This is a genomic window from Pseudomonas sp. AM14(2022) (genome assembly GCF_036346455.1).
Taxonomy (GTDB): domain Bacteria; phylum Pseudomonadota; class Gammaproteobacteria; order Pseudomonadales; family Pseudomonadaceae; genus Aquipseudomonas; species Aquipseudomonas putida_A.
Map to the genome: position 1 here is coordinate 17,232 of NZ_JAOTNY010000005.1, position 15,484 is coordinate 32,715.

A 15,484-nucleotide genomic window follows, 5' to 3' on the forward strand; every position below is an offset into this window, starting at 1 on the left:
ATGAATGCCCCTTTGCAAGGCCACGCGGCCAGCAACCCGGTCGCCAGTACGCAAGCGCTGCTGGCGGTGGATAACGTCAGCCTCGAATACCGCACCCCGCAGCGGGTGGTGCGAGCTACCCATCAGGTCAGTTTCGAGATCGATCCGGCGGACCGCTTTGTGCTGCTCGGCCCGTCCGGCTGTGGCAAGTCCACTTTGTTGAAAGCGGCCGCCGGTTTCATTGCGCCGAGCGAAGGCGAGATTCGCCTGCAAGGTCAGCGGGTCGATGGACCCGGTCCGGATCGGATCGTGGTGTTCCAGGAATTCGATCAACTGCCGCCGTGGAAAACCGTGAAACAGAACGTGATGTTTCCGCTGCTGGCCTCACGAACCTTGAACAAAAAAGACGCCGAAGAACGTGCACTGCACTACCTGGAAAAAGTCGGTCTGGCAGCATTCGCCGACGCCTATCCCCACACTTTGTCCGGCGGCATGAAGGCGCGGGTGGCGATTGCCCGGGCGTTGGCGATGCAGCCGAAAATCCTTTTGATGGACGAGCCGTTCGCCGCGCTGGATGCGCTGACCCGGCGCAAGATGCAGGAAGAATTGCTGCTGCTCTGGGAAGAAGTGCGCTTCACCTTGCTGTTCGTCACCCACTCGATTGAAGAGGCGCTGGTGGTCGGCAATCGCATCCTGCTGCTGTCGCCACATCCGGGGCGGGTGCGCGCTGAAGTGCACAGCCATCAATACGATCTGCAAAGCCTCGGCGGCGTGGCGTTTCAGGAATCGGCGCGGCGCATTCACCGTTTGCTGTTCGATGAGGGCCAGTCGCCGGAAACCGAGCGTGACCATGACTTCAACGACATTCGTATCGCTTATTGAGCGTTCTGGAGGATTGCCCGATGAGCCAACCATCGTCTGTACGACAAGAGTTTGAAACCGTCCTTGAACCATTGACCAGCGTGCCGCTTGAGCGCGAATTGCCGTTGGCGCAACGCCTGTGGCAACAGGGCTGGCTGCGTAAAAGCCTGATCCTGATTCTGCTGGCGATCCTCTGGGAAGTGATCGCCCGGGTGCAGAACAACGACCTGTTGCTGCCGAGCTTTCTGCAGACCGGTCATGCGCTGTACGACGGCCTGCTCAGCGGTGAGTTGCTGGGCAAGGTGTGGATATCGCTGGTGGTGCTGATCAAGGGTTACCTGATCGGCATCGTGCTGGCGTTCGCCCTGACCACGCTGGCGGTGTCGACCCAGTTTGGCCGGGATCTGCTGAGTACCCTGACCTCGATGTTCAATCCGCTGCCGGCGATTGCCTTGCTGCCGCTGGCCTTGCTCTGGTTCGGGCTGGGGCAGAACAGCCTGATTTTCGTGCTGGTGCATTCGGTGTTGTGGGCGCTGGCGCTGAACACCTACGCCGGTTTTCTCGGGGTCTCGGAAACCCTGCGCATGGCCGGGCGCAACTATGGGCTGAAGGGCATGCGTTTTGTGCTGTTCATCCTGATTCCGGCTGCGCTGCCGTCGATCCTCGCCGGGCTGAAAATCGGCTGGGCGTTTGCCTGGCGCACGCTGATCGCCGCCGAGCTGGTGTTCGGCGCCACCAGCGGCAAGGGCGGGTTAGGTTGGTACATCTTCCAGAACCGTAATGAGCTGTACACCGACAAGGTGTTTGCCGGGTTGGCGGTGGTGATCCTGATCGGGTTGCTGGTGGAGAACCTGGTGTTCGATACGCTGGAGCGGGTGACGGTGAAGCGTTGGGGCATGCAGCGCTGAGATTTGTGTTGGCAGGACCGGCGCCTTCGCGAGCAAGCCCGCTCCCACATTTTGGAATGCGTTCCCCTGTGGGAGCGGGCTTGCTCGCGAAGGCGTCCTTTCAGCCGCCGCCAAATTTGAAGGATGTTTGCTAGCATTGCGCCAGGATCAATCCAGATCAGCCACGAGTGCTCAGCATGCAACTCCCGGACATGAATCTTCTGGTCGCCCTCGACGCCCTGCTCGACGAGGGCAGTGTGGTCGGCGCCGCGCGGCGGATGAACCTCAGCCCCGCCGCCATGAGCCGCACCCTGACGCGCATTCGCGAGGCGATCGGCGATCCGATCCTGGTACGCGCCGGTCGCGGCCTGGTGCCAACCCCCAAAGCCCTCGAATTGCGCGAGCAGGTGCGCGATGTCGTCGAGCAAGCGGCGCTGCTGTTTCGCTCCGCCGACAGCGTGGATCTGGGCACCCTGCGCCGGCGCTTCAGCATCCGCGCCAACGACTTTTTCATCGGCGTGTATGGCGGCAAACTGTTCGATACCCTCGACCAGCAGGCGCCACACTGCGAGTTGCGCTTCGTCCCCGAGGGCGATGGCGACGACGAAGCGCTGCGCGAAGGTCGGATTGATCTGAGTGTCAGCAACACCCGTCCGGTAACCCCGGAAGTCAAAGTGCAGAACCTGTTTTCCACGCATTTCGTCGGCCTGGTGCGAGAGGATCATCCACTACTCGACGGCGAAATCACTGCTGAGCGCTATGCCGGTTACTCGCATATCAGCATGTCGCGCCGTGGCATTGCTCGCGGCCCCATCGACACCGCGTTGAACGCCTTGGGTCTGGAGCGGCGGGTGGCGGTGATTGCGCCAAGCTTCCACGCGGCGATGTTTGCCTTGCCCGATTCCGACCTGATCTTGCCGGTGCCCAAGGAAGCGTTGCTCAGCGTGCGCCGACTGGGCCTGAAGCTACGTTCGTTCAATCTGCCGATTCCGTTGCCGACGCTGATGCTGACTCAGGCCTGGCACCCGCGCTTCGACAAGGATCCGGCGCACCGCTGGCTGCGTGAAACGCTCAAGGCGTGTTGTGACGAGACATGGCTGGCCACGCAACCCTGATACAAGCAGAGTCCGTGTGGGAGGGGGCTTGCTCCCGAAGGCGTCGTGTCAGGCACCGCACAGGTTGAATGATCCACCGCTTTCGCGAGCAAGCCCGCTCCCACATTGGATATTCATTGCTGCACTGAGCGCACTTATAACCTGCCAATAAGTCAATTTTCGTCAGCAGTAAGCCTTACTAAAATGCTCCGGTATTTTTCCTTCCGGAGTATGTATCCATGACATCCCTGTCGGTTCCGGCGCCCATCGCTGCGGCCAGTCCGGCGACGGCGGCTGCGCCACCGGTGTTCGGGGCGCGAATCATCACCGGCCTGGTTGGCGTGCTGCTGGCAGTGCTGGTCTCGGGCCTCAACGAGATGGTGACCAAAGTCGCGCTGGCCGATATTCGGGGCGCGCTGAACATCGGTTATGACGAAGGCACCTGGCTGGTGTCCTGTTACGCCGCGACCTCGGTGGCGGCAATGGCGTTCGCGCCGTGGTGCTCGGTGACCTTTTCGCTGCGCCGTTTCACCCTCTGCGCGATCAGCCTGTTCACGCTGCTCGGCGTGCTGTGCCCGTTCGCCCCGAATTACGAAAGCCTGCTGTTGATGCGCACCCTGCAAGGGCTGGCCGGCGGCGCGTTGCCGCCGATGCTGATGACGGTCGCCCTGCGTTTTCTACCGGCCAGTTTCAAACTCTATGGTTTGGCCGGTTATGCGTTGACGGCGACGTTCGGCCCGGGTCTCGGCACGCCGCTGGCTGGCTTATGGAGTGAATACGTCGGCTGGCAATGGACGTTCTGGCAAATCATCGTGCCGTGCCTGATTGCCATGGCAATGGTCGCTTGGGGCATTCCGCAGGATCCGCTGCGCCTGGAGCGCCTCAAGACCTTCAACTGGAAGGGCCTGCTGCTGGGCTTCCCGGCGATCTGCATGCTGGTGATCGGCTTGCTGCAAGGCAATCGGCTGGACTGGTTCGAGTCGAGCCTCATCTGCGGTTTGCTCGGCGCCGGTTCGCTGTTGCTGGTGGCGTTTCTGATCAATGAATGGTCGCAGCCGATTCCGTTTTTCAAGTTGCAGATGCTCGGCATCCGCAACCTGTCGTTTGCACTGATGACCCTGGCCGGGGTGCTGGTGGTGTTGCAGGCGGTGGTGCTGATCCCGTCGAGCTATCTGGCGCAGATCCAGGGTTATCGCCCGGTGCAGACCGCGCCGATCATGCTGATCGCCGCGTTGCCGCAGTTGATCGCGCTGCCGCTGGTGGCGGCGCTGTGCAACTTGCGCTGGGTCGATTGCCGCTGGGTGCTCGGCATCGGTTTGAGCATGTTGACCCTGTCCTGCCTGGGTGGATCGCTGCTGACCTCGGCATGGATTCGCGACAATTTCTACGTCCTGCAATGGCTGCAGATTTTCGGTCAGCCAATGTCGGTGCTGCCGCTGTTGATGCTCTCGACCGGCAGCATCCAGCCGCAGGACGGGCCGTTCGCCTCCGCGTGGTTCAACACGGTGAAAGGCCTGGCGGCGGTGATCGCCACCGGAGTCATTGAGGCGCTGACCACTGCGCGCCTGCATTTCCACTCGACCATGTTGATCGACAACCTCGGCAACTCACCGCTGGCCGATCGCAGCGACCCGGGCCTCGCCCATCGCCTGCACGAACAGGCCGTGGTGCTGACTTCGTCCGATCTCTATGTGTGCATGGCCGGCGTCGCGGTGGCGCTGATTCTGCTGATTTTCTGGCTGCCGACGCGGATCTTTCCACCGCGCGCGCCGACCTGATGGCTGTACTGAAACAGAAGGTTTTTATGACGACTCAAGCAAAGCAAAAACTCGCGGTGGCCGTGGCGGCCGCACTGGCCGTTGGCGTGTTGCTGTACCTGGCGGTGCCGGGACTGTTCGGCAAGCGTACCCAGCAAAATACCAACGATGCGTTCGTTTCCGCCGACTTCACTCTGGTGGTGCCGCGCGTGGCGGGGTTCATCAAGGAAGTGCTGGTGGAAGATAACCAGCGGGTCAAGGCGGGGCAACTGCTGGCGTTGATCGATGATCGTGATTTGCGCGCCGCCGCTGAAGCGGCCGATGCGCAAACCCTGGTCGCCCGCGCTCAGTTGCAAAACGCCAAGGCCACGCTGGAGCGGCAGACCTCGGTGATTGCTCAGGCGCAGGCCTCGGTGGTCTCGGCCAAGGCAGAAATGGCCTTCGCCCAGCAGGAACTCGATCGCTACAACCACCTCGCTGGCGTCGGCGCCGGCACGGTACAGAACGCGCAACAGGCCCGCACGCGCATCGATCAGGCGAGCGCTCGGCTCGATACCGCCAGCGCGAAACTGGAGGCCGAGCGTAAGCAGGTAGAGATTCTCACGGCGCAGCGCGATGCTGCCGAAGGCAATCTGAAGCACGCGCAGGCGGCGCTGGAAATCGCCAGTTTCGAGCTGTCGTATACGCGCATCACTGCGCCGCAGGACGGCATGGTCGGCGAGCGCGCGGTGCGTGTCGGCGCTTATGTCACGCCGGGCAGCAAGCTGCTGGCGGTGGTGCCGTTGCGTCAGGCGTATGTGGTTGCCAACTTCCAGGAAACCCAACTTACCGACGTGCAGCCGGGGCAGCACGTGCAGGTACGCGTCGACAGCCTCGGCGGTGAGGCCTTGAGCGGTCGCGTCGAAAGCATCGCCCCGGCCACCGGCGTGACATTCGCTGCGGTGAAACCGGATAACGCCACGGGTAACTTCACCAAGGTCGTGCAGCGGATTCCGGTGAAGATCGTGCTTGAACCGGGTCAGCCGTTGGCCGAGCGTTTGCGTGTGGGCATGTCGGTGGAGGCGAGTATCGATACTCGCCGTTCGGCGTCGGCGGAACGTGAGGTGACGCAGCGATGAACAGCGTTGATAGAACTGACGCCTTCGCGAGCAAGCCCGCTCCCACCGGGGGAACGCATTACCCAATGTGGGAGCGGGCTTGCTCGCGAAGAGGCCAGTGGCAGCAACTCGCACTCGGTGCCTTGCTCGCTCTTGGCCTCAGCGCCTGCACCGTCGGCCCCGACTTCCACAAGCCCGAAGCCACACAGATCGCCGACTGGGCCAAACCCGCCAAATCAGCCCCCAGCCAAGCCGTCAGCGAACCGCTGAACGAACGCTGGTGGGAGGTTTTCCACGACCCGCAGCTCTCGGCCCTCACCCAGCGGGCGATCAAGAGCAACCTCGATCTGCAACTGGCCAGCAGTCGCTTGCAACAAAGCCGTGCCGCGCGCCAGGTGATCACCGCGGATCGCTACCCGAACACCGCCGCTACCGGCAGCTACGCGCGTAAACGCAACAGTGGCGAAGGCCTGAATGACCCGTCCGGGCACAATGGCGATTCCGCCTTCAACCTGTGGGACGCCGGTTTCTCCGCCTCCTGGGAACTGGATTTCTGGGGCCGCGTGCGCCGTGAAACCGAAGCCGCCGATGCCAACCTCGAAGTCGCCGAAAACGACCGTCGCGGTGTGCTGCTCGCGGTCCTCGCCGACACCGCACAGAACTACATCCAGTTGCGCGGCGTGCAGAACACCCGCGCGGTCACCGAGCAGAACCTCGACGTCGCCCGGCACAGCCTCAAACTGTCGCAACTGCGCCTCAACGACGGTGTGGCGACCGATCTGGACGTCGCCGAAGCGGCCGCGCAGGTCGCGGCCATCGAATCGCGCCTGCCGGCCCTTGAGCAGCGTCAGTCGCAATTGATCAACGCGATAAGCCTGCTGATGGGCGAACCGCCGCAGGCCCTGGCCAAGGAGTTATCCACAGACGGCGCGGTGCCGCAGTCACCGCTGCAAGTCGCCATCGGCCTGCCGTCGCAGCTGGCCGAACGCCGGCCGGACATCCGGCAGGCCGAGGCGCGCCTGCATGCCGCCACCGCCAACATCGGCGTGGCCAAGGGCGATTTTTATCCGCGCATCACCTTGTCCGGCAATCTCGGCTCGCAAGCGATGCAACTGAGCGACTTCGGCTCCTGGGGCTCGCGCGCTTTCGGTATCGGCCCGCAATTGAGCCTGCCGCTGTTCGACGGCGGACGCCTGCGCGGCATGCTGCAACTGCGAGAAGCCCAGCAACAGGAAGCGGCCATCGCCTATCAGCAAACCGTGCTGAGCGCCTGGCATGAAATCGACGACCAACTGACGGCTTACAACGCCAGCCAACGCCGCCGCGACAGCCTCACCGAAGCCGTGCGGCAGAACCAGATCGCCCTGCGCACCGCACAACAGCAATACGTCGAAGGCGTGGTTGATTTCGTCAACGTCCTCACCGTTCAAGGCGCGTTGCTGGCGACTCAGGAGCAGTGGGTGGAAAGCTCGACCGGCGTTTCGCTGGCGATGGTCGGGTTGTACCGAGCGTTGGGCGGGGGCTGGGAGTCGGTGTATCCGGCGGGGGAGGTGGCGCGGCGCTGATGGCCTGAACTGGAAATGCCGAGGGCTGTTTGGGATTGGCCGGGGTGCCGGATGTCGTGAAAGCGCACACCGCCATCGACGGCTCTCCTGTGGCTGACCTAAAGTGACGGGCAGGTTCGGCTCCATCCGTTCGCGATATTCCGGCACAGCAAGAGGATGCAATGGCGGCACACAGAGAAACGCCGGTTGGCGACACGCAGGATCCGCGCGCGGTCCCGGGTGCATGGCTGGTGGCCTTGCGTCTGCTTCGCTGGGCCAGAGAGCACTGGTTGTTACCGATCATGCTGCTCGCGGCGGCGGTGCGTTTTTTCGACCTGACGGCGGCGGCGATCTGGTTCGACGAAGGCTCCAGCGTCCTGCTGAGCCAGTTTCCACTGGCCGAGATCTGGGGGCTAGCGGCCCACGACGTGCACCCACCGCTGTATTTCCTGCTGCTGCACGGCTGGATCGGGCTGTTCGGTGACGGCATCCTGTCCATTCGCTTGATGAGTGCGCTGCCGGGGATCATTACCGTCGGTCTCGGTGTGTGGCTGGTGGATCTGCTCGCCACCCGTCGCGCTGCGTTGCTGGCCGGGCTGTTGCTGGCGTTGTTGCCCACGGCCGTGCGCTACAGCCAGGAAGTGCGCATGTATTCGCTGCTCGGCATGTGGCTGATCGGCGCGACGATCGCGCTGGTCTACTGGGTGCGCCAGCCGCGTCGGCATCGCTATCTGGTGGCCTATGCGCTGCTGATGACGGCAGCGTTCTACACCCACTACTTCACCGTTCTGTGCGTGATCAGCCACTGGCTGTATCTGACAGCGGTGCGCGTGCAGCCGGGGTATCGGCTGCGGCATATTCAGCGTCCGGCCTGGTGGCTGGCCAACGTGAGCATCGCGTTGCTGTACATGCCGTGGGTGTCCAACCTGCTTGATCTGCTGCAGCACATCCCGGAACTCAAGGCCAGCAATGACATAGGCTGGGAAGATCCGGTGACCCTCAGCTCATTGCCGTCGATGGTCTGGTCGTTGCTGATCCAGGACGACGGCATGACCTTGCCGGGGTGGCTGTTTTTGCTTTTGCCATTGGCGCTGGTAGCCGTGATTGCCGTTGCCCTGCATCGTGATCGCAGCGTATTTCGCGGCAGCTTGTTGTTGCTGTGCTACAGCGTGATGCCGATTCTGCTGGTGTTTGGCGTGTCGTTCATCTCGCCGGTGTTCATCGAGCGGTATTTGACGGCCTATGCGTTGGGGTTGCCGATGCTGGTGGCGCTGGCGGTCGATCGGCTGTACGCAGGCTCTCGCGTTCTGGCGCTGGCGATTCTGGTGCTGTTCGTCGGGGTCGAACTGGTGGGTGTGAAGAACAACGCCACGGTCGACAGCAATGATCAGTTCAGCGTGCTGGTCGACTACGTCAATCGACACTTCACCGAGGGTGACCGGATCGTCACCAGCGACATGATGTGGTACCTCAGCTACATCTACTACAACCGCACTGACGCGCAGATCCGTCTGTATACGCCACCAGCGGCGGATGGGCGTTCCACGCGTCCCAATGCCTACGGATTTGGCACTTTGGTCGGCGAGGAGGTTTTCCTCGATCAGCTTGGCGACGTGTCCAAGGGCAGCACGCGGATGTGGTTGATCGGCACGCTGGATGAACCCGATGAGTTTGCCGCGTTGCCTGAAGGCTGGCAGCGGCAGAGCGATGTCCATGCAGGCGGCGCATTTGCACGTTTGTACGTGAGGGAGCCGAGCGCCGATAAACCGGGCGGGTGATCGCAGGCTCAGGATTTGCCCGACAAATCCGCCATCCCCTTGAGCAATTCGATCGGCAACGGAAAGACGATCGTCGAGCTCTTGTCACCGGCAATCGAACTCAGGGTCTGCATATAACGCAATTGCATGGCACCGGGCTGGCGGCCGAGCATTTCGGCGGCTTGCATGAGTTTTTCCGAGGCCTGCAGTTCGCCTTCGGCGTGGATCACCTTGGCCCGGCGTTCGCGTTCGGCTTCGGCCTGTTTGGCAATCGCACGCACCATCGATTCATTGAGATCGACGTGCTTGATCTCGACGTTGGCGACCTTGATGCCCCAGGCGTCGGTCTGGGCGTCGAGCACCTGCTGGATATCGATGTTCAACTGCTCGCGTTCGGCCAGCAGTTCATCCAGCTCATGTTTGCCGAGCACCGCGCGCAGGGTGGTCTGCGCCAGTTGGCTGGTGGCCGAGAGAAAGTCTTCGACCTGAATGATCGCCTTCTGCGGGTCGAGCACGCGGAAGTACAGCACCGCGTTGACCTTCACCGAGACGTTGTCGCGGGTGATCACATCCTGTGGCGGCACGTCGAGGACCACGGTGCGCAGGTCGACCCGGACCATTTGCTGCACCACCGGAATCAGCAGGATCAGCCCCGGGCCCTTGACCTGCCAGAAGCGTCCGAGCTGGAACACCACGCCGCGCTCGTACTCACGCAGGATGCGGAAGGTCGACCCGGCGAGGGCGATCACCAACAGCAGCAGTGCAACGAAACCGATTTGCAGACCCATGATCACTCTCCGTGTCGCACCGCGTCAGTCGCGGCGACTTTCAGCAATAAGCCATTTCGCCCGACCACGCGCACCGATTGCCCGGCGTGCAGCGGTGTCGCGCTGTGCACTTGCCACTGTTCACCCTGCAATTGCACCCAGCCACTGTGGGCGTTTTGCGCTTGCACGGTGGTCACTGTCGTCACGCTGCCGACCAGCCCGGCATCGCCGCTGACGGCGTGGCGCGGGCGGGTTTTCAAGGCGCGGACGATCAATGCGATCAGCAGCAGGGCGCTGAGCAGGCCGAGGCCGATGATCATCGGCACCGGCAACTCGGCGTTGCCCAGAATCAGCGCGCCGATGACGAACATGATGATCCCGCCGAGGCCGATCACCCCGTAGTTGGGCAGCGCGGCTTCGGCGATCAGAAAGGCAATGCCAAGGGTGATCAGCCACAGGCCGACCGGATTGACCGCCGTCGGCAGGACATCAGCCGCGAGGGCTGAGCCGCTGGCCAGCAGTATCAGGAAAAACGTGCAACATCGGCTGTTCACGTGACCCTCCGGGAGAGTCATGGGGGTGTTTCCTTAAGTCTAGTTGAGCCTGACGTCGGATGAATTTTGATCAATAAGCGGATGTGTCCAATGAGCGGATTTCCCTTCATCAGCAACTGGCCGAACTAGACTCAGCAGAACAGGCACAACGTTCAGCGGGACACCGAGGTGCAGCATGCGTATGGCAAAAAAAGTGCAGAGCAGCCTGAACCGGGCGCATTGCGAATATGACATCGTGGCCCACCGCCACTCGGCCAGCAGCCTGGAAACCGCGCGGGTTTCCGGGGTGCCCGCCGAACGCGTGGCCAAGTCAGTCATTCTCGACGACCACCACGGGCATTACCTGATGGCCGTGCTGCCGGCCAGTCGGCATCTGGACTTGAGTAAAGTGCGCATTCGCGGCGAATGGCAGATCACCCGGGAGAGCAACCTGGCGCATATCTTCGATGACTGCGAACGCGGCGCGGTGCCGCCGCTCGGTGATTCCTACGGCCTGGACATGGTCATCGACCCGCTGTTGACCCGGCAGAAAGACATCTACCTGGAAGCCGGCAACCACAATTACCTGCTGCACATGAGCATGCCCGAGTTTCTGAAAATGGTGCCGCATGCCGAGGTGCGGGAGTTGAGTCAGTAGGATTTGTAGCGTTTTTGCCAACGCCTTCGCGAGCAGGCTCGCTCCCACAGGTTGAGCGCGTTCCCCTGTGGGAGCGAGCCTGCTCGCGAATAATCTCCCACCGCATTTTTGAAGGAGTCTTCCATGGAGCAGCCAACCCACAGCCTGCCATCCCTGTTCGAGCAGCTCGGCCTGAGCAGCGACCCGGTCAGCATCGACCAATTCATCGCCACCCATTCCCCGCTCAAACCCGAACTGCACCTGGCAGACGCGTTTTTCTGGAGCAAGAGCCAGGCGGATTTTTTGCGGGATGAGATTCTTGATGATGCGGACTGGGCGGAGGTGGTGGATCAGCTGAATGTGCTGTTGAGAAAAAGTAGGAATGTGTAAAAAAATCTGTGGGAAATAGCTGAAATGTAAAAAAAACATGCGTTCAGTAAAAAAAACTGAGCTTTAATCGCTTCAGTGAATTTTTTCTGAGGATGTTTCCCATGCCAACTGTTGGATATGCGCACCTGCATGAGGCGCTGAACATCCGGGCGCTTGTTCCAAAGCGAACTGCAATGGTGAAGCCCGTCACCCGAATCACCTTGATCGGAGATTGCCTGGCTGTTCCACAGACTGTCGCTCCGGCCCAAGGCTCTACACTGGAGCACATCCTCTTCGCCCTTAAACACGAGGGCATCAATTTGGGCATTCTGGCTCAGGCGCTTGAAACTATAGCGGCTGAGCAATTGCTCGCAGAATTGACCAAATCACCAAACGGCGTTTTTATTCGAAAAGCGTGTTTTCTGTGGGAAAGTTTTACGGGTCAGCAACTGGAGTATAAGACACCGGTTCGGGGTAGTGTCGTTGCACTTTTCGACCCAAAGCTCTACGTCACCGGGCCGGCGATTCGAAACAGTCGTTGGCGTGTCGATTTCAATGGTTTGGGTTCGTTGCGTTACTGCGCAACCGTCGAAAGAACTGCAGAGCTGCAAGCCTTGCTTGATCTAGACATTATTGGTCGAGCGCAGGCCTTCATGGCGACACTCCCGCCTGAGATGATGGATCGCGCCATCAATTGGGCTTACCTCCACGAAACCCGCGACTCCTTTGCCATCGAGAAAGAAGAGCCTAGCGAAGAGAAATCACGCCGGTTTGTTCATTTGCTGCGCCAGGCTCATGAGCGAACCGAATTGAGCGAAGATTATCTGGTCGAGTTGCAAAACAGCACTGTTTCGAACCCGTTTGACAAGGCGGTGTTGTTCCGTCATGAGCAAAATCATCTGCATAACGGTTTGAGAGGGGCCGCGGGGGTCAGCTATGTCCCGCCGGCGCCGGATTTGTGCCGTGAGTTGATGGAAGAACTCATGCATTTCGCCAATCAGTCTGCCCGGCAAGTCGACCCACTTGTTTCGGCTGCCGTCGTGGCTTTCGGTTTTGTCTTTCTACATCCGTTCATGGATGGCAACGGCCGCCTTTCACGTTTCCTTATACATCAGACACTCTGTCATTCAGGTGTCCTGCAAAATGGTTTGCTGTTGCCTGTTTCCGTGGCGATGAAACACGAAGAGTCAGGTTATCTGGAGGCCCTGAAAGGCTTTTCAAAACCTGCACGCGAATTCTGGAATGTCACTTGGCTGGACGCCGATCTGATGGCATTCGAGTTTGTGGGGCACTCGTCAATCTATCGCTTCTGGGATGCCACCCAATGCGTCGAATTCACACTGCAAATGGCTCGTCGAGCTCTGGAGATTGAGCTTCGCGAAGAGACTGAATTTCTTCAAAAGTACGACTATGTAATAAAAGCGGTAAATGAGCGATTTGATGTGCGTGGTAGCGACCTGTCAAAACTAGTAATGATGTGCCTAGAAAATAACGGTAAGGTTTCGAAGAATCGGCGTAAGCAGTTTCAATACAGCATCCCCGAGAACGTGCTCGATTATATTGAAAAAATAAGCCTTGAACTCGGGGGGAGCGATTGAGCTGGCTGAAAGTTTAAAGGCAAGTATGTTGTTTGCCTTTTCAACTCACGGCACTAATTTAGTGTGATTTCGTCTGGGTCAGAAGGTTCAATAGACTCTGTGCTGACCGTTGACATACAGCTTAGGTGGTCTTTTTTATATTTGTATAGTGCAAGTGTATCCAATTCATCTGGATCTGATGGTTCTGTTGTAGCTGTGGATAGAGTGCTTTCAGAGAAAATGCTGTCATCATCAGTCGCCTCAAGTGTTTTGGTAACAATAGTTGAGGTGTTTTTCAAAGTGTCCGTCGGATTTAAATAAAATTCATCGCTGTCATCACTTTCGAGTGTCCGTGTTTGGATCGTTGAATCAGTATTTAGATGGCCGCCCGTTGATACATTTATTTGCAATGTGTCCATGTAGGTCATTGCTCCAGGGGTAAGGGGAGTAGATTCGCTATAATTTAGTATGTATGGCTTCATTTTGATAACTCCAACTTGATTGTCATGGATTTTTTTATGACACTGGTGCTTAGATTTACTTCTTTAATTTTTTCAGGAGTAAGGAGCAGCTTTAAAGTTTTTATAACTTGCTCTTTAATGGAGGATTGCACCTCTGCGTTGCTTATTACGTAAAGGGTGTAGTTTTGGCTGGAGTCGGCATTTTGAATGATTGAAAGTAATGTTGACAAGTTTTGTTTTTTTAAGTCTCCAGACTCATTTATTATTTCGGTCTCTTGCGCTGTGGACAGGGGAGGATGGGTTTGGCTCGATAGATAATTGCTGCTGAGAAAAACAAATATCCAAAGCCCAAGCCCAAGAAGTAGTGATGTTGCCATATTGGTTTCTATATTGCGAATATAAGAAGCGTGGACGGTCCCTTCTTTTTCTGATGAATACCAATTGGTGTAAGTCAGCACAGCTTGATTCTGGGCGGTAGGCTCAGTTTTTAGATCAAAAAATCTAGATCGGATAGTATTTTTTAACTTGAGAAAGCCCCAGATGTACAGGCCAGCTGTCGCAGTAAATAATGCACAAATAAAAATGACCACGCAGGAGGTGTAGAATAAATTATTATTGGTGAGTTTCCACATTTCGTTGAATAGGTAGGCGTAAAAGCCAAGTAGTACGACGTATGATGAGGCGTAGGCTGAAACTTTGTTATCAAAAGAAGATTTAATGCTTGTGTTTTGATTGAAACGTTCTTTGAGTGATTCGTACTGTATATTTGCCGCTTCCGTAGATGCTGAGGTACTTGTCAAATGTTTTCTGAAAGAGTCTGTTTTGTTATCAACCTCCGCTTGGCTGGGCATTGGGCAAATTAAATCAAAGTTGATTAATTTTAATAGCTCAAATTTCCGCTGGCTGTTAATTGATATTATGTACAGTTTCCATTTCCAGAAAGATATAACTAGAAGTGAGAGCCGCCTAGGCGTGGTCGCATGATACTGGCCAAAGCGTTGATCACAAGAAATGTGGAAGAGTGGAGTGTGGTTTAGAAGAGTACAGAAAACTCTCTCAAGAGTGACCATTTAATAACTCCATAATTCCGCAAGATATACAAAGCCCAGTTTCAAACTCTAACCAAGCCCATTGGCCATTTGCGTTCATTTCTAAAAAATAATACACGTCATCTTTGATTATGAAGTCGAAGCAGCCAAAATTGATTTGGAGTTCTTTCATGAATTGAATGCATTTTTCATAAATTTCTGAAGGGAGTGTGTGTTCCTCATAGGTTAGTTTATTGTTGTTTTTTCTCCAGTCTATTTTATTTTCAGAGATTATTTTTACGCTGAAAGCCTTCGTGCCAGTAAATGTTGCTCTTACTTCATAATTTTTTTCTACATATTCCTGAAAATATGAAGGTGTATGCTTTAATAATTTGTTGTCTATATTTTTGTCATAGATATTTGTTTGAATGAATTCTTTGTGTTGAGAATGCTCAATTATTCCGCTAGCTAGCGGCTTTATAATTATTGTGTTTCTGGTTTTGTGCCAAGCTGTAATGCTGTTACAAATATTTGATTTAGGAGTGATGAAACCTATTTTTTTTGCCAAAAAAAGCTGAAGAATTTTGTTGTTGGCTCTTCGCATTACGCTCGGGCGTGATAAGCAGATACCTTCAAAACTTTCTGCCAGTCCTTCGATAAGTGAATATGTTTCTTTGTGCGAGAAATTGTGATAGCAGTCTTCAAAGATACCGTCTAGTTTTTCTAGAATTGGCTTTCTAAAATATATTGCTTTGCACGTTTTTGTAGTTATTTTTCCAAAAATATTTTCTATTGTGAATCCATTGTTGTCGATTTGAATTTGGTAGCTAGAAAACTTATCTAGATTCAATCGATAGAATTCAGAGTGGATATATTTTTTTATTAGATAGTCGCAAGTCAAGTCGTAAGTACTAGTGATCATTAATATCATGTTTTTAGCGTTCCTTGCGATCACAGATGGGTGTGACGTGTGCCAAAAAGCTATCGAAAAGCCATCAGAGTGTCTACATCTGTTGCAGTGTTGACCAGTCGTAATCGGTGTCTTGATGCTGACATCCGGCAGCCTAGAGATTTGTTTCAAAACTTGACTGAAATTCCCCGCCAATGCGATATTGATAGTTAGCAAACTAACAGTG

General features: G+C 56.9%; 15 protein-coding genes. 10 read left to right on the forward strand and 5 right to left on the reverse strand.

Going from position 1 to position 15,484, the window contains the following annotated elements; translation table 11 throughout:
* From V3W27_RS11980 to V3W27_RS12010, 7 genes are all read left to right on the forward strand, one after another.
* Positions 1-861 (forward strand): ABC transporter ATP-binding protein, encoded by an 861-nt coding sequence (locus V3W27_RS11980; protein ID WP_027611118.1) that lies wholly within the window; start codon positions 1-3, stop codon positions 859-861.
* Between the two features lie 20 nt (positions 862-881).
* Complete coding sequence (locus tag V3W27_RS11985) at positions 882-1,748, forward strand: ABC transporter permease (RefSeq protein ID WP_041070932.1); 867 nt, start codon at positions 882-884, stop codon at positions 1,746-1,748.
* Between the two features lie 176 nt (positions 1,749-1,924).
* A complete protein-coding gene (locus V3W27_RS11990) occupies positions 1,925-2,842 on the forward strand; it encodes a LysR family transcriptional regulator (protein WP_027611120.1) in 918 nt (305 codons plus the stop codon).
* Positions 2,843-3,060: 218 nt separating this feature from the next.
* On the forward strand, positions 3,061-4,599 hold the full coding sequence (locus V3W27_RS11995; RefSeq protein ID WP_330206677.1) for an MFS transporter: 1,539 nt from the start codon (positions 3,061-3,063) through the stop codon (positions 4,597-4,599).
* A 26-nt stretch (positions 4,600-4,625) separates the two neighbouring features.
* The gene (locus tag V3W27_RS12000) at positions 4,626-5,696 is read left to right on the forward strand and encodes an HlyD family secretion protein (protein ID WP_330206678.1); all 1,071 of its coding nucleotides are present in this window, start codon (positions 4,626-4,628) and stop codon (positions 5,694-5,696) included.
* The gene (locus tag V3W27_RS12005; protein ID WP_330206679.1) at positions 5,693-7,240 is read left to right on the forward strand and encodes an efflux transporter outer membrane subunit; all 1,548 of its coding nucleotides are present in this window, start codon (positions 5,693-5,695) and stop codon (positions 7,238-7,240) included. Before V3W27_RS12000 ends, V3W27_RS12005 begins: the two co-directional genes overlap by 4 nt.
* 161 nt (positions 7,241-7,401) lie before the next feature.
* A complete protein-coding gene (locus V3W27_RS12010; protein WP_330206680.1) occupies positions 7,402-8,997 on the forward strand; it encodes a glycosyltransferase family 39 protein in 1,596 nt (531 codons plus the stop codon).
* 8 nt (positions 8,998-9,005) lie between these two features.
* Here the strand turns inward: V3W27_RS12010 and V3W27_RS12015 are convergent, their stop codons facing one another.
* Together V3W27_RS12015 and V3W27_RS12020 are read right to left on the reverse strand one after the other, a co-directional pair.
* Positions 9,006-9,764 carry a slipin family protein gene (locus V3W27_RS12015; protein WP_003220464.1) on the reverse strand — a complete coding sequence of 253 codons (759 nt, stop codon included), beginning with the start codon at positions 9,762-9,764 and terminating at the stop codon, positions 9,006-9,008.
* A 2-nt stretch (positions 9,765-9,766) separates the two neighbouring features.
* Complete coding sequence (locus V3W27_RS12020; RefSeq protein WP_330206681.1) at positions 9,767-10,297, reverse strand: NfeD family protein; 531 nt, start codon at positions 10,295-10,297, stop codon at positions 9,767-9,769.
* 175 nt (positions 10,298-10,472) lie between these two features.
* On the opposite strand from V3W27_RS12020, the gene V3W27_RS12025 reads away from it, so the two are divergent.
* From V3W27_RS12025 to V3W27_RS12035, 3 genes are all read left to right on the forward strand, one after another.
* Entirely contained in the window at positions 10,473-10,934 is a 462-nt protein-coding gene (locus V3W27_RS12025) for an aminoacyl-tRNA deacylase (RefSeq protein ID WP_330206682.1), read from the forward strand.
* 123 nt (positions 10,935-11,057) lie between these two features.
* Positions 11,058-11,303 carry a DUF2789 domain-containing protein gene (locus tag V3W27_RS12030; RefSeq protein ID WP_097086787.1) on the forward strand — a complete coding sequence of 82 codons (246 nt, stop codon included), beginning with the start codon at positions 11,058-11,060 and terminating at the stop codon, positions 11,301-11,303.
* Positions 11,304-11,404: 101 nt separating this feature from the next.
* A complete protein-coding gene (locus V3W27_RS12035) occupies positions 11,405-12,880 on the forward strand; it encodes a Fic family protein (RefSeq protein ID WP_097086788.1) in 1,476 nt (491 codons plus the stop codon).
* Positions 12,881-12,933: 53 nt separating this feature from the next.
* Here the strand turns inward: V3W27_RS12035 and V3W27_RS12040 are convergent, their stop codons facing one another.
* Genes V3W27_RS12040 through V3W27_RS12050 form a run of 3 tightly spaced genes read right to left on the reverse strand, consistent with a single transcriptional unit; the run spans position 12,934 to position 15,279 of the window.
* Positions 12,934-13,278 (reverse strand): hypothetical protein, encoded by a 345-nt coding sequence (locus tag V3W27_RS12040; protein ID WP_143503047.1) that lies wholly within the window; start codon positions 13,276-13,278, stop codon positions 12,934-12,936.
* A 59-nt stretch (positions 13,279-13,337) separates the two neighbouring features.
* A complete protein-coding gene (locus V3W27_RS12045; RefSeq protein WP_330206683.1) occupies positions 13,338-14,390 on the reverse strand; it encodes a hypothetical protein in 1,053 nt (350 codons plus the stop codon).
* Positions 14,377-15,279, reverse strand: coding sequence for a hypothetical protein (locus V3W27_RS12050; protein ID WP_330206684.1), 903 nt, complete (start codon positions 15,277-15,279; stop codon positions 14,377-14,379). The genes V3W27_RS12045 and V3W27_RS12050 overlap by 14 nt, the downstream gene beginning before the upstream one ends.
* Between the last annotated feature and the right edge of the window lie 205 nt (positions 15,280-15,484).

What these genes read in the sequence shown, in the direction of transcription:
- V3W27_RS12035 (WP_097086788.1), top strand. Translation starts at nt 11,405, where the DNA reads ATGCCAACTGTTGGATATGCGCACCTGCATGAGGCGCTGAACATCCGG.
- V3W27_RS12010 (WP_330206680.1), top strand. Translation starts at nt 7,402, where the DNA reads ATGGCGGCACACAGAGAAACGCCGGTTGGCGACACGCAGGATCCGCGC.
- V3W27_RS11990 (WP_027611120.1), top strand. Translation starts at nt 1,925, where the DNA reads ATGCAACTCCCGGACATGAATCTTCTGGTCGCCCTCGACGCCCTGCTC.
- V3W27_RS11995 (WP_330206677.1), top strand. Translation starts at nt 3,061, where the DNA reads ATGACATCCCTGTCGGTTCCGGCGCCCATCGCTGCGGCCAGTCCGGCG.
- V3W27_RS11985 (WP_041070932.1), top strand. Translation starts at nt 882, where the DNA reads ATGAGCCAACCATCGTCTGTACGACAAGAGTTTGAAACCGTCCTTGAA.
- V3W27_RS11980 (WP_027611118.1), top strand. Translation starts at nt 1, where the DNA reads ATGAATGCCCCTTTGCAAGGCCACGCGGCCAGCAACCCGGTCGCCAGT.
- V3W27_RS12025 (WP_330206682.1), top strand. Translation starts at nt 10,473, where the DNA reads ATGCGTATGGCAAAAAAAGTGCAGAGCAGCCTGAACCGGGCGCATTGC.
- V3W27_RS12045 (WP_330206683.1), bottom strand. Translation starts at nt 14,390, where the DNA reads ATGGTCACTCTTGAGAGAGTTTTCTGTACTCTTCTAAACCACACTCCA.
- V3W27_RS12005 (WP_330206679.1), top strand. Translation starts at nt 5,693, where the DNA reads ATGAACAGCGTTGATAGAACTGACGCCTTCGCGAGCAAGCCCGCTCCC.
- V3W27_RS12015 (WP_003220464.1), bottom strand. Translation starts at nt 9,764, where the DNA reads ATGGGTCTGCAAATCGGTTTCGTTGCACTGCTGCTGTTGGTGATCGCC.
- V3W27_RS12000 (WP_330206678.1), top strand. Translation starts at nt 4,626, where the DNA reads ATGACGACTCAAGCAAAGCAAAAACTCGCGGTGGCCGTGGCGGCCGCA.
- V3W27_RS12050 (WP_330206684.1), bottom strand. Translation starts at nt 15,279, where the DNA reads ATGATATTAATGATCACTAGTACTTACGACTTGACTTGCGACTATCTA.
- V3W27_RS12030 (WP_097086787.1), top strand. Translation starts at nt 11,058, where the DNA reads ATGGAGCAGCCAACCCACAGCCTGCCATCCCTGTTCGAGCAGCTCGGC.
- V3W27_RS12040 (WP_143503047.1), bottom strand. Translation starts at nt 13,278, where the DNA reads ATGGACACATTGCAAATAAATGTATCAACGGGCGGCCATCTAAATACT.